Origin of the sequence: Streptomyces sp. Alt3 (assembly GCF_030719215.1) — a bacterium.
GTDB lineage: Bacteria > Actinomycetota > Actinomycetes > Streptomycetales > Streptomycetaceae > Streptomyces > Streptomyces glycanivorans.
On the sequence record NZ_CP120983.1, the window covers coordinates 3,048,315 to 3,068,382 of the forward strand.

Annotated in this window: 21 protein-coding genes; 4 read left to right on the forward strand and 17 right to left on the reverse strand. The window is 69.4% G+C overall.

The window, feature by feature from the left end:
- Positions 1-129: 129 nt before the first annotated feature.
- Positions 130-1,212: a hypothetical protein gene (locus tag P8A20_RS12940; RefSeq protein WP_306103544.1), complete on the forward strand. Its 1,083-nt coding sequence runs from the start codon at positions 130-132 to the stop codon at positions 1,210-1,212.
- On the opposite strand, the gene P8A20_RS12945 is transcribed toward P8A20_RS12940, so the two are convergent.
- Entirely contained in the window at positions 1,184-1,690 is a 507-nt protein-coding gene (locus tag P8A20_RS12945; protein ID WP_306103545.1) for an ATP-binding protein, read from the reverse strand. The genes P8A20_RS12940 and P8A20_RS12945 overlap by 29 nt on opposite strands.
- A 277-nt stretch (positions 1,691-1,967) precedes the next feature.
- On the opposite strand from P8A20_RS12945, the gene P8A20_RS12950 reads away from it, so the two are divergent.
- Together P8A20_RS12950 and P8A20_RS12955 are read left to right on the forward strand one after the other, a co-directional pair.
- On the forward strand, positions 1,968-2,819 hold the full coding sequence (locus P8A20_RS12950; protein WP_306103546.1) for a helix-turn-helix domain-containing protein: 852 nt from the start codon (positions 1,968-1,970) through the stop codon (positions 2,817-2,819).
- Positions 2,820-2,830: 11 nt separating this feature from the next.
- Entirely contained in the window at positions 2,831-3,022 is a 192-nt protein-coding gene (locus P8A20_RS12955) for a hypothetical protein (RefSeq protein ID WP_306103547.1), read from the forward strand.
- On the opposite strand, the gene P8A20_RS12960 is transcribed toward P8A20_RS12955, so the two are convergent.
- The 15 genes from P8A20_RS12960 to P8A20_RS13030 form a co-directional block, all read right to left on the reverse strand.
- Positions 3,010-4,278: a hypothetical protein gene (locus P8A20_RS12960; protein ID WP_306103548.1), complete on the reverse strand. Its 1,269-nt coding sequence runs from the start codon at positions 4,276-4,278 to the stop codon at positions 3,010-3,012. The genes P8A20_RS12955 and P8A20_RS12960 overlap by 13 nt on opposite strands.
- 132 nt (positions 4,279-4,410) lie before the next feature.
- A complete protein-coding gene (locus P8A20_RS12965) occupies positions 4,411-5,061 on the reverse strand; it encodes an OmpA family protein (RefSeq protein ID WP_306103549.1) in 651 nt (216 codons plus the stop codon).
- Positions 5,062-5,069: 8 nt separating this feature from the next.
- Entirely contained in the window at positions 5,070-5,660 is a 591-nt protein-coding gene (locus P8A20_RS12970) for a hypothetical protein (protein WP_306103550.1), read from the reverse strand.
- A 27-nt stretch (positions 5,661-5,687) separates the two neighbouring features.
- Positions 5,688-6,338, reverse strand: a complete 651-nt coding sequence (locus P8A20_RS12975; RefSeq protein ID WP_306105144.1) for a pilus assembly protein TadG-related protein — start codon at positions 6,336-6,338, stop codon at positions 5,688-5,690.
- Positions 6,335-6,556 (reverse strand): hypothetical protein, encoded by a 222-nt coding sequence (locus tag P8A20_RS12980; protein ID WP_306103551.1) that lies wholly within the window; start codon positions 6,554-6,556, stop codon positions 6,335-6,337. Before P8A20_RS12980 ends, P8A20_RS12975 begins: the two co-directional genes overlap by 4 nt.
- A 221-nt stretch (positions 6,557-6,777) precedes the next feature.
- Positions 6,778-7,932: a response regulator gene (locus P8A20_RS12985; protein ID WP_306103552.1), complete on the reverse strand. Its 1,155-nt coding sequence runs from the start codon at positions 7,930-7,932 to the stop codon at positions 6,778-6,780.
- 75 nt (positions 7,933-8,007) lie between these two features.
- On the reverse strand, positions 8,008-9,375 hold the full coding sequence (locus P8A20_RS12990; RefSeq protein ID WP_306103553.1) for a sensor histidine kinase: 1,368 nt from the start codon (positions 9,373-9,375) through the stop codon (positions 8,008-8,010).
- 10 nt (positions 9,376-9,385) lie between these two features.
- A complete protein-coding gene (locus P8A20_RS12995) occupies positions 9,386-10,273 on the reverse strand; it encodes a DUF5936 domain-containing protein (RefSeq protein ID WP_147959280.1) in 888 nt (295 codons plus the stop codon).
- A gap of 13 nt (positions 10,274-10,286) precedes the next feature.
- Positions 10,287-11,222 carry a type II secretion system F family protein gene (locus P8A20_RS13000; RefSeq protein ID WP_306103554.1) on the reverse strand — a complete coding sequence of 312 codons (936 nt, stop codon included), beginning with the start codon at positions 11,220-11,222 and terminating at the stop codon, positions 10,287-10,289.
- Positions 11,223-11,232: 10 nt separating this feature from the next.
- Positions 11,233-12,570, reverse strand: coding sequence for a TadA family conjugal transfer-associated ATPase (locus P8A20_RS13005; RefSeq protein WP_147959278.1), 1,338 nt, complete (start codon positions 12,568-12,570; stop codon positions 11,233-11,235).
- Positions 12,571-12,601: 31 nt separating this feature from the next.
- Entirely contained in the window at positions 12,602-13,000 is a 399-nt protein-coding gene (locus tag P8A20_RS13010) for a TadE/TadG family type IV pilus assembly protein (protein ID WP_147959277.1), read from the reverse strand.
- Positions 13,001-13,006: 6 nt separating this feature from the next.
- A complete protein-coding gene (locus P8A20_RS13015; RefSeq protein WP_147959276.1) occupies positions 13,007-13,423 on the reverse strand; it encodes a TadE family protein in 417 nt (138 codons plus the stop codon).
- Complete coding sequence (locus P8A20_RS13020) at positions 13,420-14,694, reverse strand: CpaE/TadZ family protein (protein ID WP_306103555.1); 1,275 nt, start codon at positions 14,692-14,694, stop codon at positions 13,420-13,422. The genes P8A20_RS13015 and P8A20_RS13020 overlap by 4 nt, the downstream gene beginning before the upstream one ends.
- A 7-nt stretch (positions 14,695-14,701) precedes the next feature.
- Complete coding sequence (gene cpaB / locus P8A20_RS13025) at positions 14,702-15,406, reverse strand: Flp pilus assembly protein CpaB (protein WP_147959274.1); 705 nt, start codon at positions 15,404-15,406, stop codon at positions 14,702-14,704.
- 84 nt (positions 15,407-15,490) lie between these two features.
- Entirely contained in the window at positions 15,491-16,357 is an 867-nt protein-coding gene (locus tag P8A20_RS13030; protein ID WP_147959273.1) for a hypothetical protein, read from the reverse strand.
- 561 nt (positions 16,358-16,918) lie between these two features.
- Between P8A20_RS13030 and P8A20_RS13035 the strand changes: the two genes are divergently transcribed.
- On the forward strand, positions 16,919-18,649 hold the full coding sequence (locus P8A20_RS13035) for a chitinase (protein ID WP_306103556.1): 1,731 nt from the start codon (positions 16,919-16,921) through the stop codon (positions 18,647-18,649).
- 90 nt (positions 18,650-18,739) lie between these two features.
- Here P8A20_RS13035 and P8A20_RS13040 read toward each other — a convergent pair whose 3' ends face one another.
- Complete coding sequence (locus P8A20_RS13040; protein ID WP_147959271.1) at positions 18,740-20,047, reverse strand: Nramp family divalent metal transporter; 1,308 nt, start codon at positions 20,045-20,047, stop codon at positions 18,740-18,742.
- Positions 20,048-20,068: the final 21 nt, after the last annotated feature.

The window sequence follows — 20,068 nt, forward strand, 5'->3', positions numbered from 1 at the left end:
ACGGCACTTCACCCCGCCCCGAGCCATCGGACCACAACGGGTGGGCGGTAGACATGGGCCCCAGGGCCCAAAAACGCAGGTTATCCACAGGCTTGTGCAGCCCCCGCCCCGATCGTGGATCGTTGGCGCATGAGCTGGATCAACGCATGGAACCCGCCTGATGCCCGGGAGACCCGCCCCTGCCGCCGTGACCGTGAGCTGCGGGAGCTGGCCGCTCTGGCGGTCGGCGGCATTCTCCTCATCTCGACGGCCTTGGCGGCCGGCTGGCCGCCGCGGCTGCTGAACAGACGCCTGCACAAGGGCGGCTGGCAGCGGGTACACCAGGGCGCCTGGGCGGCCCCGGGCCGACTGGTGGACTGGCTGACCCACGCCTGGGTCGCGCAGAAGCTGCAGCCGCACCTGGTCTGCAGCCACCGGACGGCCGGTGCGCTCCACCTGGTGGAGCTGCTGGGCCGCCCGCACCCGGAGGCGGAGTTCACCGACCCCCGCCCCGGCGTGTACCAGCGCCCCGGCGTCCGCGTGCACCAGATGACCCTCGGCCCAGCCGACCGGACGGTGCGCCGCGGCCTGTGCACGACCGCTCCGGCGCGCACGGTCGGGGACCTCATACGGTGCCTCCCGCGCGACGAGGCAGTCACAGCCGCGGACTCCGCGCTCAGCCCCCGTACGGTCCGAGGAGTTCGCCGGCCCGCGCTGCTCGACACGGCCACCCTGCGGACGGAGCTGACCGCCCGCCGTGCGGGCTCCACCCGTGCCCGTGCCTGGCTGCCCCTCCTCGACCCCCGTTCCGGCTCGCCCGCCGAAACCATCGCGCGCCTCCGCCTGCACGACGCGGGCCTGCACCCTGTCGCTCAGGCAGCCCTGCGCACCACGTCGGGACGCACGCTCCGCCCCGACTTCCTCTTCCGCGCCCAGGGCCTGGCGGTCGAGGTGGAGGGGTATGCCTTCCACTGGACCCGCGAGGCGCATGCCTTGGACCTCCACCGCTTCAACGAACTGCAGAGCTGCCCGGAGGTCCGCCGCATCCTGCGCTTCACCGCCACCGAGGTCTTCCGCCACCCGGACCGCTTCGTCGCCGAGGTCCGCGCCGCCTTGGCCGGGCTGGAGAGCGACCTCCCCAGGGAATCCGGCACTTCTTCTTCAGCCGCCTGTGGCGTTTCGTCCGAACCAGCTCTCTTTCCACCTACTGCGGCAGCACGACCCAGGATCTGACCCCCGTGTGCGGTGGCTGGGCACCGGCGAGCCCCCACTCGCCGCCCCAGTCGTCGACGACGGCCGCCAGCAGCCAGAGCGCCCGGCGGCGGCGAAGCTCGCAGAGGGCGAGGGTGTCCGGGTCGGCGTGGCGGGGGTGCTTGTCCCAGAGGACCAGGCGGAGGGTGCCGTCACGTTGACGTAGAGAGAGGTAGAGGTCCCGGCCGGGGGTGAGCGCGGCGTTGACGGTGATCAGTTCGGTGACTGCGTGGGTGACCGGCCAGGCATGGGAGCGGAACCCGTACGTGGGCAGGGCGGCGGTGACCGCGTGCCGGCCGACCGAGGCGCTGCGCGGGTCACCGGGCAGCGTGAGACTGAGGACGAGCCCCCGGTGGGGTTGGAGGTGCGCCCGCCGGTGCTGGGCCGGGCCGAGCGCGGGAGGCTTCGACCTCGCGGGGCACAGGGCGGTGTGTCGGGGTGGAGGTGCGTACGGGTGCATGACTGACTCCCTTGTGCAGGTTCCTGGTTGCGGTCACCGCCGCTGCGGTCGAGCTGTGGCCTGTCTCCCTGACGCGGACCCGCCTCTCCCAGGGCAGGAGGGTGCGGGCAGGTCCGCGCGATGCACTTCGGCCGGAGCGCAGCGTGTGCGGTGCGGAACTCAACGTATCCACCTAGGGGGCAAAATTGCCCCGACATGGAAGAAAGTGAACCCTTTCGTGGATGCGTCACACGCACAGACGGCAGACTGCCGGTGACCGCACGCGGAGGAGAACGGCATGGCAGCGAGGACTTCCCCTACCGAACGCCAGAGGCGACTTGGGGCAGAGCTGCGGAGAATGCGCACGTCAGCCGGCGTCTCGGCCGAGTTTGCGGCCGGGCTCCTGGGCGTCGATCGGGGCAAGATCTCGAACATCGAGTCGGGTGCGCGGCCCATCAGCGCAGAGCGCTTGCGCACCTTGGCCGACAGCTGTGGCTGTACCGAAGCCACATACGTTGACGCGCTCGCCGAAATGGCTCAGCCCCGCAGCCGGGGCTGGTGGGAGAAGTATCGGGGTGCCCTTCCCGAAGGGTTCCTCGACATCGCGGAGTTGGAGGTTCACGCTCTACGCATGCGGGCTGCTTACGCGATGCACATGCCGGGCCTGCTCCAGACGACCGAACACGCACTGGCCCTGTTCCGAGTTGTCATCCCGCAGCTGTCCGAGCAGGAAATCGCTCTGCGACTGGCCCACCGGGTAGAGCGTCAAGCCGTGCTCGACGGCGATGTACCGACCCCCTACACCGCCATCGTCCATGAGGCGGCCCTGCGGATGCAGTTCGGCGGGCGCTCCGTGGCGCGAGCTCAGCTGGAGAACCTGCTGGAGAAGTCCGAGCTACCCCACGTCAGGCTGCTCGTCATTCCTTTCGCCGCAGGAGCATTTCCCGGTGCCGGGCAAACGGTGCTGTACGCGGAAGGTCCGGCGACTCAGCTGGACACCGTACAGATCGACAACTCGCACGGTCCGGTCTTCGCCCATTCGGAGGCCCAGTTGGCGAAGTACCGGGCTCACCTGGACTGGATGGAACGGATCGCTCTGTCAACCTGCGAATCAAGGGAATTCATCCACGCGATCGCACATCAAATCTGAGGAGAAGACAGATGCCAGACGTCCAGTGGGAAGAGCCGTTCTGCGGCGAAGGAAACTCCTGCTTCCGGATAGGAACGGACGCAAGCGGAAACGGCTACGTCGCCCTCGTCGGGGCGGAGGATCGTTACCTCACCGACAGCCGCGAAGCCCTCCAGCAGATGATCAGGGACATCAAGGCCGGCAAGGCCGATCACCTGCTGTAGGCGGGCCCCGTGTCCGTACGGCTCTCGGCCGGGTGCCTGCGACGGCTCAGGAGGTGCCAGGTGCCCAGGCCCAGGACCAGTACGGTTCCGACGCCGATTCCGGTGAATCCGAGCGCCCGCATGGGGAAGGACGTACCGCTGGTCGAGCCGTCCGCGTCTCCCAGGCCGAAGCCTGCCGCTGCCGCGTCGCCGTCGTACGCCGGCCCCTGCTGTGCCGCTCCCTCGATGCCGACGTTCAGTGTCAGGGGGACGCTGCCGGACACCTTGGGGTCGAGGCTCACCTGGACGTAGTACCAGCCCTGGAACCGCATCGCCGATTCCGCGTCGGTGTCACCCTCGAACCGGTTCGCGTAGGCGGCCGGGGCCGTGCCGAGATCGACCCCGGTGGGGGCACCGGTATAGCCCGTGCTCTTGTCGGCGACGCGGCCACGGGCCGTGTTGTACAGGGCGAGGCGCAGCCCGTTGGCTGTGAAGGACGATCCGTCGGAGGTGGTGTTGGCCAGCTGGGCGCGGAGGAAGAGCTGCTGGCCCCAGGCGACCGGCACCCTGTAGAAGCGGCTCTCGCCCGGCCGGATGTCGTCCCTCCAGGCGCCGTCGTCCACGGCTGCCGCGTCGTTGAAGCCCGTGCCGCCGCTCACCTTCTGCGGGGTTCCGCCCTCTCCGGGTGACGGAGCCTTCGAGCTCCAGCCGGTCGGCGCCTCGGGCTCGGCGGCACCGGGCTTGAGGCCGGGTTCCGACATGTACCTCAGCTCGATCGGCCACTTGGCCGTCCCGCCGGTCTTCGACCCCGCCCAGGCCACGGTGTAGAAGTAGTCCCCGGCCTCCTGGCAGGGAACGCTGCTGTCGCCGATACGGCGCGACGCGTACGCCGCGACCGGCCGGGCGGTTTCGCCCCCGAAGTAGACGGCCGGGCTGGAACCGCACGACCTGCCGTCGGTCGAGACCAGGGAGACCTGGATGCCGTCGAGGATGGCGCTCTCGCTGCCGGGGGGCGGGGCGAGGACCGTGGAGACGAAGGCGCTGGACGTGTCGTCGAGCCGCACCCGGTAGTACTTCTTCTGGCCCGGGGAGATGGTGTCCGAGTAGATCTTCCCGCGCTCCAGCTGGGGGCCGTCGGCGCTCGACGCGGTGCCGGTGACAGGTACCGCTCCGTCGGCGAGCCGGTACGAGGGAACGGCACCTCCTGGGGCGTCGTCCGAGCGCGGGTGCGCTGCCGCGGCTGTCGGCAGCAGCAGTACGCAAAGCGCTGCCGCCACCCCGGCGGCAGCACCGCCTCGGGGCCTCGACACCATTCGCTCCTACCCTCCGACAACGGGAAACCGTTCGTGGAGGGCCCGGCACCCGGCCGACGGCCAGGGCGCCGAACCCCCCAGGACTACGTGCTGACTCTACGAGCCGTTGGTGCGCGGGAAGGAAACTTCCACGCGACGGTTCTTCTTACGGCCCTCTTCGTTGTCGTTGCTGGCGATCGGGTACTGCTCCCCGTAGCCGCGGATCTCGAAGGTGACGCTCGGGAGCTTGGTGGCGAGGATGCCCTGCACAGCGTTGGCACGCTGCTTGGAAAGGACGTCACCGTGGGCGGAGGACCCGAGGTTGTCCGTGAAGCCGAAGACACGCACCTTCGGAGCGTTCTGCGTCTGGATCTCCGTGGCGATCGCGTTGATGCGGGCCGTGGCCTCGCCGCTGAGCTTGGCGCTGTCCTTGCCGAAGAGGACTTCGGCCTGGAGGGCGAAGGTGATGTCGGCGTTGGTGTCCTCGCGACGCTCCTCGCCGCCCATGTCCTCGACGATGGACTTGATGTCGAGGACGCGGACGTCTCCGAGGGTCGCGCCGTCACCGAGCATGAGACCCGGCGAGTTCGCGTCGACCTCGACCGGGGGCGAGGCGCTCGGGACGGTGGTGGGGTTGTCGTCCGCCGAGGCCGTGGTGGCACCCCACAGGGTCGAGGTGCCGAGTACGACAGCAGCGGCGGCGCAGAGGCCGATACGGCATCGGAGTACGCCCCGCGGGGTGACCTTTGTGGGGGTGGGTGGCTGCATAGCGGTCGTCACCCCGAGATCTTGATCGTCGCGGTGGGCATGGTGGGGATCTGGAAGTCGACCTCGGTGGTGCTCTGCGGCGGAGCGGGGAACTGGGCGAAGAACGGCGCCTCCGCGCCGGCCGCGATGCCCCCGACGAATCGGGTGCACAGGCACTTTCCGTCAGTGTCCCTGAGAATGAGGTATCGCTTCTTCCCTTGCTGATCCACCAGCGAAGCACCCGCCACTGATGCGTGGTTGTTGACGAGTTCCTGCTCGCCCCCCTGCCACCCATCAGCACTGAAGGACTGCTCGGAACCATTCGTCACTGTGCCCTTGACGGTGACGAAGCCACCCGATTCACGGGCAGCCGAGTTAACCACTACTTCGACTCCGTTAGAGCCCTTGACAGTGGCGAGAATCTGACTTTCATCCACCTCGTCAGGGGCAGGCTTTTCGCTCTCCTGCTCGGATGAAGATGACGAAGAGCCCTGCGGCTTACTCTCAGGCTCGTCCGCACCGTCATCGCCGCCACAGGCCGTCAGCACGACAGCCATGGCTACGGCGGCGGCAGCGACGGCGGCCCCCTTGAAGCGAATCCGGGTCATGGCTGCACGCATCGGCGTGTTCCTCTCGGTGACGTTCACTTACTTGTCGGCCAGGTGGACGGAGAAAAGGTCTGCCAGATCCGGCAGAAGCTTGAGGTTCTTCGGATCTATGTCGAAGTCCAAGTCTTCGTCATCGCAGACAGCTTTGTACGCCTTCTGCTCCTCGGACTCATCCGTGTCGCCGTCATCGTCATCCGCCGGCTGGCTCGGCGTGGGACGTGTGTCCTCTTCGATACGACAGCGCGGCTCGATCACCGCTCGTGCAGTTGCCGTGGCCTTCCTCGTCGTCGTACTGGCGATCACCGAGTCGCCGACGGACTTGTTCGTCTCGACCGTGACGGTGTACGAGACCTCTTTGCCGCCATCCGCGTGGCACCCGGGGGCGACTACGTGAGCATCGTTCTCGGCAGCCAGCCAGTCGGCAGCATCACAGGACCCCGAGACCGCTGCACGCCCGTTCAACAGGTCGTCCCACTGCTCCAGGTCGAAGACGCCTGGCCAGCTCCAGCTGTCTCGCGCGTCCTGCGCTGCTGCCAGAGCGGCAGCATCGGCGGCCGTCTGCGCCTCGTTCTTCTTCATCGAGGCCTGCCCGACAGCGAAGTACGCGAACGCAAGAAAGAGCAGGCCCGCCACCACCATGATGTAGATGGGGAAAGCCTGCCCTGCCTCGTGCGTCTGCCCGGCTTTCAGCCGCCCGTGATCTTTCCGATCTGCGTGGTGATCGCGCCGGCAATCTTGTCGCCGAAGTTCGTCGTCATGAGCACCCCGATGATCGCCACGACCACCACGATGATGCCCAGGTACTCCACCGCGCCCTGTCCCCGGTCTGCCCGGGCCTTCATGCGCTCGACGGATGTGTTCGCCCAGACCTTGGCGTTGACGGAAGCCTTCAGCATCAGCTTGCTCATGGTGTTCCCCTCCGAGTTCGGCCGACCGGATGCCGGCCGACGCGTGAGTCTTCGCGATACCGCCTGCGTTACCGGCTTCCTCCTGGCCGGTGCCGCTGGCGACATGAGAAACGTACGGCTGGACACTCCCGTCGGCGCAGGGTCCCAGGGCCCAAAACCGGGCCCAAAGCGGACGTTGGGCCCGTCGCCCCGTGTGCGTGGCCGCGCCTGGGCTTCTCCCGTCAGCCATGGCTGCCTGTCCCCCTCGCTCCAGGTCCCGAGCCCGGCGCCGTGCCGAGCCAGCGGGCGATCGCCTCGCTGCGGCTGGTGCTGTGCAGCTTGGTGAAGATCCTGTTGATGTGGTTCTTGACGGTCTTTTCGCTGATGAAGCAGGTGGCGGCGATCTGCTGGTTGCTCATGCCCGAGGAGATGAGCTCCATGACCTCCGCCTCCCTCGAACTCAGGTCGTACTGCCGCCTGTTGGGCTTCTGAGGCCCGTTGATTTCCGTACCGGACGAAGACTGTCCCACAACAGGTTGCAGTTGCGAAAGGTTTTGTGGATTTTCGGCCGGATGCGGAGGATGCGCGGGATGCGGCACGGGCGCCCGCACTTCGTGGGCCCCGCCCCCCGGGGACTGGGCGTGCGCGCCGGGCCCGCCGGATGCGGCGCCGGCCTTCAGGGCTGACCCCAGCCCGTCCGGGAGTGGCCTCGGCTGCTGGTTGGACCCTTGCCGCATATGGGCGAGCAGCGCGCTCGCCGCCGTGGCGGTGAAGGGGGCGCGGCCGCTCTTCGTGTCGCGTACGGACTGTACGAGTTCGTCGGCCGTGAACTCGCCGTGGACCAGGTAGCCTCCCGCGCCCAGGCGCAGCGCCTCGTGCACGATGTCGCTCTCACGGCTGTACGTCAGCATCATCACGGGTGCAACCTGCACCAGGTGCGGCAGGGCGGAGATGCCGTCCACCCCGGGCATGCGCACGTCGAGCAGGATGACGTCAGGCCGGTGGCGTACGGCGGCTTCGTAGGCCTCGCGCCCGTCCGCCGCCTCCGCCACGACCTCGATGTCGGCGCGGCCGCTGAGCAGGACCCCGAGTCCCGCCCGTACCACGGGGTTGTCGTCCGCGACGACGACGCGCAGGGGCCCGGGCGCCGGACGGTCGGGGGCCTCGGGGAACGCGGGCATCGGCTGGGACCCGGCAGACCCGGTGGGCGCCGCGGACCCGGCGGGCCCGACAAGCGCCGCGGATCCGGGGGGCGCCGTGGGCGATGGCGCGGTGGCCGGGAATGCGGGGGTGCTGAGTTCGCTGCTGAGTGGGGAGCCGTGCGAGGACGTGTGCTGGGAGACGTGGTTCCGGTCCGCCCGGTCCTGGCCCGGTGTGCGCGAGACGTCGTCCGGCATTCTGCGACCTCCTCTCAGGTGTCATGGGGACGAGGGTGCGATGGCGGTGGCGCGGAGGGTGTCGTACGGGAGCGGCTAGGGGCTCGAAGCCGGGTCCGCCGCAGCTGCACCCGCGGTCGCCGATCCCGCGGTCGCCGATCCGGCGGCCGTGGTCCGGGCCGGCGTCAGGGCGGCCGTCGGGAGTTCGACGCGGACCTCGGTGCCCTTGGCCGCCTTGCCCTTGCCGATCCGGATGCGGGCGCCGATGGAGGCCGCGCGTTCGACCATCCCGACGAGTCCGAAGTGGCCGGCCCGCCTGAGGTCGTCGAGGGTGGTGCCCGCGGGCAGGCCCTGCCCGTCGTCGTACACGCTGACGCGCAGGACGTCGCCCTTGATGCCCGCGAGGACGACGAGGTAGGTGGGGTGGGCGTGCCGGTCGGCGTTCTCCATCGCCTCGGAGGCGACGGTGAGCAGTTGCCGGGCGACGACCTGGGGGACCGGGGGTACGGGTGCGTCGCCGAGGGTGCGGAACACGGTGTTCAGTCCGCGCCTCCGGGTGAAGTCCGCTGTCCTGGAACGGAGTTCGGCGATGATGTCCACCCCGCCGTCGAGGCCGGACTCGCGCCGCAGGTCGGAGAGGAGTTCCCGTGATTCGGCGGCGGCCCGTCGGGCGGACCTGGCGACCAGTTCCGCCTGGTGCCGGACGGTGAGCGGGTCCGTCCGGCCGCAGGAGTGGGCCAGCCCGTCGGCGGCGAGGGCCAGACCGTGCAGGGTCTTGGCGACGGAGTCGTGCATCTCGCGGGCCAGTCGTGCGCGTTCGTCCTCGACGGCGACGCTGACGGCGAGGCGGGCCCGGGTCTCGGTCAGCGCCTGGCTGGCCGCGCCGACGCGGAGCATCAGGTTGCGCAGCGTGACACCGACCGCACCGGCGAGGACGCAGAAGCCCGGGAGCAGCAGGGCGCTGGTCAGGCCTCCACGGAACTCCTGGTCGGCGCCGTAGGCGGCGGCCAGGATCAGGATCTCGACCACGGCGAAGACGCCGGCCGCCCGCCAGCCGTAGAGCAGTCCTGCGAGCAGCGGGGTGCAGACGACCGCGTAGCCGAGGGTCGAGTCCGGTGTGGCGGTGAACAGGAGCAGGGCGCCGAAGACGGTGTCGGCTCCCAGCAGGAGCGGGGAGCGTACGAGGAGTGGTCCGAAGCGTTCCCAGTCGCGGTAGAGGGCGTACGAGCCGACGAAGGTGACGAGGACGGCGGAGGCGACGAGCCAGCTCGCGAGGCCGGGGGCGGTGTTGTCGAGGGCCTGCGGGGTGCCGATGGCGATCATGGCCAGGCGGAAGAGGAACACCTGGCGGGCCAGCGCCGAGAGGGCGTTGACCTGGATGGACACGGTGGGTGCCGGGCCGGCGGGCGTGGACAGGGCGGCGTGCCGCGTGTCCTCGGCACCCGGGTGCAGGGAGATCGTCATGGGCGGCCGCTCACTCCCCTGTGAAGGACCCGAGGTCGGTGTCGGATCCGAGCAGCATGGCTGCGCCCATGAGGATCATGGTGGCGGGGATCATGAAGGTGGTGACCATCAGGGTGGCCTTGGGGACGGCCTTGGCGGCCTTGCGCCGGGCGTTCTGCGCGTCGGTGCGGCGCATGTCGTTGGCGATGGCGATGAGTGTGTCGACGATCGGTGCGCCGAGTTCCTCGCCCTGCTGGAGTGCGGTGACGAACATGGCGACCTGTTCGGAGTCGTTGCGCCTGCGGAGTTCGTCGAAGGCCTGCCTGCGGCTGATGCCCATGTCCATCTGCCGCAGGGTGATGCGCAGTTCGTCGGACCAGGGGCCCTGGTACTTCTCGGCGACCCTGTCGAGGGCCTGCCGGAATCCGAGTCCCGCGGAGACGACGACGGCGAGGACGTCGAGGAAGTCGGGGAGGGTGCGGTCGATGTCGTCCCTGCGTTTGCGGACGGCGGCCCAGATGCCGACCTCGCCCCAGAACAGACCGAAGGCGATCATGAACAGGGCCATGAAGAACTTGCCGCTGCTGAGCATCGCGAAGGCTGCGAATCCGCCGAGGGCGCTGTAGACGGCGCGCCGGGCCGCGTAGCGGTCGATGGTGAGGCCGCCGGGGTTGCCCGCCATGTCGATCCTGCGGCGCTTCTCGTTGACCTTCTTCGGCCCCATGAGGCGGAGGACCAGGGGCGCCCAGCGCATGCCGAGGCGGTCGATGCCGGAGCCGACGGCGGTGGTGCGGGTCGAGCCGACTTCGAGCGCGAGCGCGAGGTCGCCGGGGAGGGTGGCCTCGGCGCGGTACATCCGGATGCCCTTGAAGACGCCGAAGACGCTGACGCCGACGACGAGAGCGAGCAGCAGTTCCATTCCGGCCCCCTCCTCAGATATCGATCTTGGAAACGCGGCGGATGGCGACGAAGCCGAGGGCGTAGAGGCCGAGCGAGACGATGACGGCGATCTGCCCGATGACCGATCCCGTCATCCGGTCGAGCGCGCCGGGGAGGATCGAGTTCACCAGGAGCATCGCGCCGACGCCGATGGCCGGGACGGCGTAGGCGGTGGCGTTGATCTGGGAGAGCTGGGTGCGGACCTCGCGCCGGGTCTCCTTGCGCTCCTCCAGGGTGACGGTGAGGTTGCGCAGCGAGGACACGACCTGGCCGCCGGCGCGGTTGGACAGGATCAGGGTGGAGACCAGGACGACGAGTTCGCGGGAGGGCAGGCGTTCGGCGAGTTCGCCGAGGGCGTCGTCGAGGGTCCGGCCGACTCCAAGCTGGTCGGCGACGACGCGGAGTTCGTCCCCCGCGGGCGATTCGAGTTCGTCGGCGGCCATGGCGATGGAGGTGCGCAGGGAGAGCCCGGCCTGGGTGGCGTTGGCGAGTACCCGTGAGATCTCGGGCAGCTGGCTGATGAAGGCCTCGGTGCGCTTGGTGCGGTGCCAGTTCAGGAAGGTGTTGGCGCCCCAGATCGCGGCGATTCCGGCGAGCGGGCCGAAGAACGAGGCCAGGAGGGAGGCCGCGATGAGCCAGAGCGCCGCCACGGAGCCCACGACGTAGAGGAAGTACTCGCCCGGTGTGATGTCGAGGCCGGTGGCCGCGAGCTTCAGCTCGATCCTCTTGCCGAGTTCCGTACGGCGCAGCCGGCGGTCGAGGCCCCGGAAGCGGCGCTGCGGGCCCATGTCGATCTGGCCGGTCGAGGAGAGCCGGTCGACGAGGGCTTCGCGCTGGGCCTTGCCCGAGGTGTAGGCGTGCAGGCCCAGGACGCCGAGTACGCAGCACAGCAGCGTGACGCCGATGGTGAGCGGTGCGAGGTTGTCCATGTCGGGGTACCTATCTGGCTTCTCGGGTGGCGAGGTATTCCTCTGACGGGGCGACCCCGAAGGCCTGGGGGATCGGCTGCCCGGCCATGTGGAGCCGGTCGGCGATGCGACGTGGGAGCGGGAGGGCCTGGAACTCGCCGTGGATCACACCGTCGGTGTCCATGGGGCGGGCGTCGAACCGGGCGACGGTGACGATCCTGTACGGGTCACGCCCGTGCGAGTCGAGTACGGCGATCTCGGTGACGCGCCTGGTGCCGTCGGCGTGCCGGGTGAGCTGGACGATGACGTCCACGGCGCTGTTGATCTGGTCGTGCAGGGCCTCGAAGGGGATCTTGATCTCGGACATCGACGCCAGGGTCTGGAGGCGCATGAGCGCGTCCTCCGCGCTGTTGGCGTGGACGGTGGCCAGCGAACCGTCGTGGCCGGTCGACATCGCCTGGAGCATGTCGAGCGACTCGCCGCCTCGGACCTCACCCACGACGATGCGGTCGGGGCGCATGCGCAGGGAGTTGCGGACCAGGTCGCGGATGGTGATCTGGCCCTTGCCCTCCACGTTCGCGGGGCGCGACTCCAGCCGGATCACGTGGTTCTGCTGGAGCTGGAGTTCGGCGGAGTCCTCGATGGTGACGATGCGTTCGCCCTCGGGGATGAGTCCGGAGAGCGCGTTGAGGAGGGTGGTCTTCCCCGTGCCGGTGGCCCCGGAGACGATCACGTTGAACTTCGCCTGGACGAGCCCGGCGAGCAGGAGCAGCATCTGCTGGTCCAGCGAGCCGAAGGCGATCATCTCCTGGAGCGAGAAGGACCGGGGGAAGCGCCGGATGGTGAGCGTCGCGCCGGTCAGGGCGAGGGGCGGGATGATGACGTTGACGCGCTCGCCGCTGGGCAGTCGGGCGTCGACCATCGGGTTGGCCTCGTCCACCCGCCGGTTGACGGTGGAGACGATGCGTTCGATCGTCTGCATGAGCTGCTCGTGGCTGGCGAAGCGCATCGGGAGCTGCTCGACCCGGCCGGCCCGTTCGACGAAGATCTGGTCGGGTCCGTTGACCATGATCTCCGTGATGGAGGCGTCCTCCAGGAGGGGTTCGAGGACGCCGAGTCCGAGGGCCTCGTCGACGACCCGGCGGATCAGCTGGGAGCGTTCGACGGTCGAGAGGACGGGTCCCTCGCGGCTGATGATGTGGCCCAGTACGCGTTCCAGCCGGGCCCTGCGGTCGGCGGCGGCCAGCGAGGACATCTCCGCGAGGTCGATCTCCTCGAGGAGCTTCGCGCGGTACGTGGCGACCAGGTGGCCGTCCTCCCGTCCCCCTCCGCGCTCCTCGGGGGCGGTGATGCGTGCCCGCAGGCTCATGGGTGGTACTCCTCGGGTGGGGTGGGTGCGCTCAGTCGTCGCGGGGCATGGTGGCGGACTTCTCGACGGTCCGGTCCCCGAGCAGGCCGAGGAGGACGTCCGGGACGGAGACCGTGACCGTCACCGTGACGGAGTCGCCTCCTGACGGCGGGGTGATCCGGGACCGCTCGGCGACCCAGCTGGTCATGGACGCCCTCCCGACCCGCGCGTAGGACCCGGACACGTCCTCCTGCGCGGCGGTGCGGGCGGCGGCCCTGGCTCCGGTGCCGGCCTGCTGCGCGGTGTAGGCGATCAGGCCGAGCTGGATCCCGGCGAGGCCGATGAGGATGAGGACGGGGAGGAAGCCCAGGTATTCGAGGGCGGTCGAGCCGCGGTCCCCGGCTCCGCGCAGCCGCTGCCCGGCCGCGCGTGAGGTCCGTTGCGGTGCCATGACGCGTCACTTCCCTTCCGCGGCCGCGCCGGCCGTCGCCTCGACGGGAATGGGGAGGCTGGCGAAGCCCGGGAACAGGACGGGGGCCTTGAGGACGACGGTGGCCGTGACCAGGTCGTCGCCCTCGGTCCCGCAGGCGCGGATCTCCGCGGGTCCCTCCCAGGCGCTCGGGAGCCTTTGGTACACGGCGTCCCTGCACCTGCTCTGACGGTCCCAGGCGCCCGCGGCGACGGCCTTGCGCACGCCTTCGTCGGCGGCGCCGCTCGCCAGGGTGAAGGTGTAACCCACCAGGACGGCCTGCCAGAGCAGCACCAGCGTCACCAGGATGATCGGCACCATCCCGGTGAACTCGATGCTCAGCTGCCCGGTGTCGCGTCCGGGCCGTGGCCGTATCCGGTCGGGTTCTCCCCTGCTCTGCGTCACTTCCGGCCTCCCCCGCTGGTCGTGCCGCCCTTGCGCTTGCGGCCCCCGATCGAGCCCCTGTCGCCGCGCAGCATGCCGCCGCGGGGCTCGGCTCCCTGCGAAGGCTTCACGAGTCCGAGCTCTCCCGCCAGGGCCCAGAGGGCCTGTTTCACGGTGGAGCGTGGGTCCAGCTCGTGCATCCGGCCCGAGTCCACCGCGCCCTGGAGTTCCTTGAAGTTCGCCGGTACCGCCGTGCCCGACATCCGGGTTCCGGTGATCCGCTGGATGAGCGGCGGCTGGATCTCGGTGTTGCGGTTGAAGCGGTTGACGAGGGTGACCGTCTCCTCCGCCTTGCGGATCTGGAGGCGGTCCCACATCCGCACGATGCGCTTGGCGCCCCGCACGGCGACGACGTCGGGTGTCGTCACCAGCACGGCGGTGTCGGCCATCTCGATGGCCGCGGCGTTGGCCCCGTTCATCTGGCTTCCGCAGTCGATGACGACGACCTCGTAGCGTGAGCGCAGGGCGCTGACGATCTGGCGGGCCGCGCGGTCGCTGACCTCCTCGCCGCGTTCGCCCTCACCGGGGGCCAGCAGGAGCGCCAGGCCGGTGTCGTGGGAGAACACGGCGTCGGAGAGGACGCGCGGGGATATGTCGGTGATGGCGGCCAGGTCGACGACGGAACGCCGGAACTGCACGTCGAGGTACGCGGCGATGTCGCCGGTCTGGAGGTCCAGGTCGACGAGTGCGGCGGTGTGCCCGGAGGCCTGTGCGGCCAGGGCCAGTTGTACGGCTGTGAGGGTCGCGCCGACTCCGCCCTTGGCCCCGGTGACCGTGACGACCGTTCCCTCGGGGCCGGTGAACACGTCGCCTCCCGGCCCGAGGTGGCGTCGGACGCCCGTGGACCACTGCGCGGCGGCCTGGACGCGGTTGGCGAGCTCCTCGTAGCTCAGGGGGAGGGTGGCGAGACCTCGGGCCCCCGCGTCCATGGACGCGGCGAAGAGCCCGGGGCTCGCGTCGGCGGTGATCAGCACGACCCCCACGGCGGGGAAGCGCAGGGAGACCTCGCGGATCAGCTCCAGTGCGGGCACCGGGCCGATCCGCTCGTGGACCAGCACGACCTCGGGCAGTTCCTCGATGGACTCGCCGGCGAGGCGGGCGAGGGTGTCGATGAGCTGCGTCGAGTCGCCGACCGGAGCGGCCGGCTCCGCGTCGGGGAGCTGGCTGAGCAGGGTGGTCACGGACCTGGCCGCGTCGGTGTCACCGACCGCCGGGAGGATTCTGGTGGTCATCCCATCCTCACTTGTCCTTGTCGAGCGTGTAGGTCCGGTCGCCCGGACGGATGACGCCGTCGCTGCCCGGGGCGATCAGTGCGAGACGCACGTGCTGGGCGAAGGACTCGGCGTAGGCCACGCGCTGGGTGTCGAGGGTGTCGAGCGCGAAGGTGATCGGTACGGCCTCGGTCGCCTGGTTCCTGTCGTCCTTCCTCGGTTCCAGGGCGGTCAGCTGACCGACGTCGAGGACTTTCGCGTTGGAGACGATGACCTTGGACTGGGCCACCTCACCGTCCCGTTCGCCCGCGAAGGTGGCGTAGATGTTGACCTTGTCGTTGGGCCGGATCTTGCCCGCCACACCGGTGGCCGCGTCGATCATGATGGCGATCTCCTGCTCGCCCGGGCGCAGTTCAGGGCTCCGGACCATCATGTCGGACTGCATCAGGGAGCCCGCCCGGAGTTCGGTGACGGCGATCTTGCCGTCGACCTCGTCGATCTCCGTGACGGCGTTCTCCGACAGCCAGCGTTTCGGCATGGAGACCTTCTCGAACTGCTTCGCGGACAGGGGCGTGTACGGGGCCACGTTGTCCTTGAGCCGGTAGGCGTCGACCTCGGGGCCGACCTTCGAGTTGACGTCGCTGATCACCGAGAGGACCCCGGCGAAGGCTCCGAAGGCGCACAGGACCGACAGGAGCAGGAGTATCACGCCGCGGCGCTGGCGGGAGTTCATGAGCCGGACAACCTCGTTCGAATCGGATGCGGGGAGCAGCGGACAGAGAGGGATGCGCGGTGTCTGCGGAGAGCCCTTGGCGCACTAGGTGGCGGGCGGTGCGGGCGCTCCGTGGCTCAGGACACCCGGGGAGTGCATTCGGTTCTCCGGCGGGGCGAGCGGGGAGGAACAGAACGCGCAGCGGTCACCGATGAGCTCCATTCCGCACCAGTGGCAGTTCTCCCGGCGTACGGAGGAAACGAGCTGGTAGATCACGGAGATGTCCGGGAGGAAGGAAGCGAATTCCACCAGCTTCCCCGTTCCCCACCAGCGTGGTGAACCGGAAGGCAGGGCGCACTCCTGGACGGCCTGTACGCCCCATGCGGGGGCGAGGGTCTGCTGGACCCATTCGGAGGCCAGCTGGCCCTTGGCGACCATCAGCTGTGTGGCGAACGGCGGCCCGGTGGGCGGTTCGGCCGAAGGGCCGATCCTGACGAGCTGCGGGCTGGGGCCGGCCAGCACGGCGAACTGCGATCCGGGGACCCAGGACTTGGCGTGGGTCTTGAGGCTGACGGGGACCCGGTCGAGCCTGGCCACGGAGTTCAGCAGGGCTCCGGCGTGGATGTAGTGGGCGAGTAGGCGGGCCGCCGAGGCCACCACTCCCGGGCTGAAGTCGCAGACGGAGAGCTGGCGCAGCTGGCGTACGAGTACGGCGACGCCCAGGGGCGGCAGGTCAGTCCTGAGCAGGGCGATGCGGTCGCTCTCCAGGACCGAGCGGATGGCGTGCAGTCTGCGTTCGTGGGCGGCGCCGATGCCCGTGGGGTAGACCGCGACGACGTAGCCGTGCTTTTCCAGGAGCAGGTTCATGTCACCGATCGCGAGATCGAGGGGCTGGGCCTCGGGTGCCTGCAGCAGGGCCGCCGTGGGTGTCTGCTGATCGGTCGGCGGGAGCACCAGATCGGCACTGGTCACTGCTATTGCGGTCGGCACGCTCTTCCCCGTTCGGCTCCGGCCGTCGTCGGTGACGACTTCGGCCGCAATCGCTCCTGCTCCGTGCTTCTTTCCCCAGCACTTTAACCACGTCAGACCGGGCAGAGAACAGATATCGGAACCCAGTACGAAGTCGTGCGGCACAGGCGTTCGCTACGCCTCCGTACGAAATCGGACGAAAAGCAGAGTGGTTAACTCCTGCACCACTGCATAGAGTTACCCCGGCCGAACCGGTTTGAAATCCCGGGGAATTGATCCGCCCACGTCAGAGCGGATTGCGGCCGCTTTCCACGGCCTTCCGCGATATCGCGCCCGTCACGTTCCGGACACCCCTGCCGAGTCACCCGCGCGAGTGCACTCCCGACGTTCCACGAGCGGTCACCCGAAGGTGTGCGTGGGCGCCGCCCACCCCCGCACCCGGCACCGTCGCACGTATCCGTGCCGCCAGAGGTCTTGACAACTCGATTGGTCTGGACCAGTTTATCGGCCAACGGTGGCCACCGTTTCCGCCAGCACCCCCAACTCCCCCACCGGAGGCAGCAAGTGGAACGCTCCGCAGGCAGCAGCAGACACAGAAGGAGCCGGGTCCGGCCCCTCCTCGGCGGGGCGGTCGCCGTCGTCGCGGCGGGGGCGCTGGCCGTCACCGGTCTCGCGACCGGTGCGCAGGCCGCCGAGGTCAACGTGGCCAAGAACGCCGGATTCGAGTCCGGGCTCGCCAACTGGACCTGTTCCGGCGGCAGCGGCACCACCGTCTCCTCCCCCGTGCACAGCGGCACCTCCGCGCTCAAGGCCACCCCGGCCGGGCAGGACAACGCCAAGTGCACGCAGACCGTGGCCGTGAAGCCCAACTCGACCTACTCACTGAGCTCCTGGGTGCAGGGCGGTTACGCCTACCTCGGCGCGAGCGGCACCGGGACCACGGACGTCTCCACCTGGACACCCGGATCGAGCAGCTGGACCCAGCTGAAGACCGGCTTCACCACAGGCCCCTCGACCACCTCCGTGACCGTCTACACCCACGGCTGGTACGGCCAGGCCGCGTACTTCGCGGACGACGTCCAGGTGACCGGCCCGGACGGGGGCGGTGGCACCGACCCGGAGCCCGCGATCCCCGGGACCCCCGCCGGGCTGACCGTGGGAGCGACGACCACGTCCTCGGTCGCCCTGAGCTGGAGCTCCGTGTCCGGCGCGACCGGGTACACCGTCTACCGCAACGGCACGAAGGCGACCACGTCCACCGGCACCTCCGCGACGGTGACGGGGCTGGCGGCCGACACCGCGTACCAGTTCGCCGTCAGCGCCACCAACGCCGCCGGTGAGTCCGTGAAGTCCGCGACCGTCAGCGGCCGTACGGCGAAGGCTACCGACCCGGGCGGACCCACCACCTCGGTGCCCAAGCACGCGGTGACCGGCTACTGGCAGAACTTCGACAACGGCGCCGCGGTTCAGAAGCTCAGCGACGTCCCCGCGAACTACGACATCATCGCCGTGTCCTTCGCGGACGCCACCACCACGCCCGGCGCGGTCACCTTCAACCTGGACTCGGCGGGGCTGAACGGCTACACCGTCGCCCAGTTCAAGGCCGACATCAAGGCCAAGCAGGCCGCCGGCAAGAACGTCATCATCTCCGTGGGCGGCGAGAAGGGCTCCGTCGCGGTCAACAGCGACGCCTCCGCGACCGCGTTCGCCGACTCGGTGTACGCGCTCATCCAGGAGTACGGCTTCAACGGCGTCGACATCGACCTGGAGAACGGCCTCAACTCCACCTACATGACGAAGGCCCTGCGCTCGCTGTCGTCGAAGGCGGGCTCCGGCCTCGTCATCACCATGGCGCCGCAGACGATCGACATGCAGTCGACCTCCGGTGAGTACTTCAGGACGGCGCTCAACATCAAGGACATCCTGACCGTCGTCAACATGCAGTACTACAACAGCGGTTCCATGCTGGGCTGCGACGGCAAGGTCTACTCCCAGGGTTCGGTGGACTTCCTCACCGCGCTCGCCTGCATCCAGCTGGAGGGCGGCCTCGCCCCGTCCCAGGTCGGCCTCGGCGTCCCCGCCTCCACCCGCGGCGCGGGCAGCGGCTACGTCGCCCCGTCCGTCGTGAACGCGGCCCTGGACTGCCTGGCCAAGGGCACGAGCTGTGGTTCCTTCAAGCCGTCCAGGACCTACCCGGACCTGCGCGGCGCGATGACCTGGTCCACCAACTGGGACGCCACCGCGGGCAACGCCTGGTCCAACGCGGTCGGCCCGCACGTCCACGGGCTGCCGTAGCCGAGGCTGCCGTAGCTCCACCGGACCGTCGGTCCAGCAGCGCCGCCGCTCCCCCGGCGGCGCTGCTGCGTGCGGATCCGCACGCGGATGTCACCAGGGCAGTTCGCGCACCTGCTGGACGCACAGCACGACGAAGAGGAGCCCCGCCGCGCCCAGCATCCCGTTGCTGAGCCAGCCGTTGCGCCACTCCCTCGGTGTGCGGGAGGTGTTCAGCAGCCACAGCAGGGTCAGGGCCAGGAACGGCATGAAGAACGCCCCCAGCACCCCGTAGCCGATGACCAGCCCGAACGGCTCGTCCAGCCACAGCAGCGTCATCGGCGGGAACGTCAGCCAGAGCAGGTACGCGCGGAAGGGCACCGACCGCTCCTGCCGGCCCACGGTGTCGCTGCCCGCCCTCTCCACGCCCCGGTCACCACGGCCGGCGGCCTGGATCCGCTCGACGAAGTCGGCGAACATCAGGCTCACGCCGTGCCAGACACCGATGAGCGACGAGAACGACGTCGCGAAGAAGCCGACCAGGAAGAGCTTCGCGGTGGCCGCGCCGAAGCGGTCCTCCAGGACCTGGCCGAGGTCGATCAGCCCCCGGTCGCCCTTCGTCAGGGCGATCTGCGAGGAGTGCAGCAGCTCGGCGCCGACGATGAGCATCGCGACGACGAAGATGCCCGTCGTGATGTAGGCGACCCGGTTGTCCATCCGCATCACCTTCATCCAGGAGGTGTTGGACCAGCCCTTGGCGTTCACCCAGTACCCGTACGCCGCCATGGTGATCGTGCCGCCGACCCCGCCGATCAGACCGAGCGTGTAGATCAGCGAGCCGTCCGGGAGTACGGGGAGCAGCCCCGCGAAGGAGGCGCCGATGTCCGGCACCACCCGGATCGCGACATAGACCACTACGACGAACATGACGCCGATGAGGACCGTCATGACCTTCTCGAAGACGGCGTACTGGTTGAACCAGACGAAGACCAGGCCGACCAGTCCGGTGACGATCGCCCACGTCTTGAGGCCCGGCCCGTCGGGGAAGAGCGCCACGATGGGCAGGGCGCTGGAGGACATGGCCGTCGCGCCGTAGACGAAGCCCCAGACGACGACGTACACGGCGAAGTAGCCGGTGGTCCAGCCGCCGAGGGTGCGCCAGCCGTCGAAGAGTGTGCGGCCGGTCGCGAGGTGCCAGCGGCCCACCGCCTCCGCGAGGGAGATCTTGACGAGGCAGCCGATCACCGCCGCCCACATGAGGGTGTAGCCGAATTTGCTGCCGGCGATGAGGGTCGCGACCAGGTCGCCGGCTCCGACACCCGTCGCCGCCACGACGATGCCGGGCCCGATGTACTTCCAACTGGATCTACGTGGACGGGAGTCCAGCTCCCCGGTCTCTGTGGTGTCACTCGTCTCGGCCATGTCGATCAACGAAGCGCAAAG

Coding starts and splice junctions, on each gene's coding strand:
- P8A20_RS13020 (WP_306103555.1), bottom strand. CDS start 14,694: ATGACCACCAGAATCCTCCCGGCGGTCGGTGACACCGACGCGGCCAGG.
- P8A20_RS12950 (WP_306103546.1), top strand. CDS start 1,968: ATGGCAGCGAGGACTTCCCCTACCGAACGCCAGAGGCGACTTGGGGCA.
- P8A20_RS13000 (WP_306103554.1), bottom strand. CDS start 11,222: ATGGACAACCTCGCACCGCTCACCATCGGCGTCACGCTGCTGTGCTGC.
- P8A20_RS12965 (WP_306103549.1), bottom strand. CDS start 5,061: ATGCAGCCACCCACCCCCACAAAGGTCACCCCGCGGGGCGTACTCCGA.
- P8A20_RS12985 (WP_306103552.1), bottom strand. CDS start 7,932: ATGCCGGACGACGTCTCGCGCACACCGGGCCAGGACCGGGCGGACCGG.
- P8A20_RS12945 (WP_306103545.1), bottom strand. CDS start 1,690: ATGCACCCGTACGCACCTCCACCCCGACACACCGCCCTGTGCCCCGCG.
- P8A20_RS12995 (WP_147959280.1), bottom strand. CDS start 10,273: ATGGAACTGCTGCTCGCTCTCGTCGTCGGCGTCAGCGTCTTCGGCGTC.
- P8A20_RS13010 (WP_147959277.1), bottom strand. CDS start 13,000: ATGGCACCGCAACGGACCTCACGCGCGGCCGGGCAGCGGCTGCGCGGA.
- P8A20_RS12990 (WP_306103553.1), bottom strand. CDS start 9,375: ATGACGATCTCCCTGCACCCGGGTGCCGAGGACACGCGGCACGCCGCC.
- P8A20_RS13005 (WP_147959278.1), bottom strand. CDS start 12,570: ATGAGCCTGCGGGCACGCATCACCGCCCCCGAGGAGCGCGGAGGGGGA.
- P8A20_RS12955 (WP_306103547.1), top strand. CDS start 2,831: ATGCCAGACGTCCAGTGGGAAGAGCCGTTCTGCGGCGAAGGAAACTCC.
- P8A20_RS13040 (WP_147959271.1), bottom strand. CDS start 20,047: ATGGCCGAGACGAGTGACACCACAGAGACCGGGGAGCTGGACTCCCGT.
- P8A20_RS12980 (WP_306103551.1), bottom strand. CDS start 6,556: ATGAGCAAGCTGATGCTGAAGGCTTCCGTCAACGCCAAGGTCTGGGCG.
- cpaB (WP_147959274.1), bottom strand. CDS start 15,406: ATGAACTCCCGCCAGCGCCGCGGCGTGATACTCCTGCTCCTGTCGGTC.
- P8A20_RS12940 (WP_306103544.1), top strand. CDS start 130: ATGAGCTGGATCAACGCATGGAACCCGCCTGATGCCCGGGAGACCCGC.
- P8A20_RS12970 (WP_306103550.1), bottom strand. CDS start 5,660: ATGCGTGCAGCCATGACCCGGATTCGCTTCAAGGGGGCCGCCGTCGCT.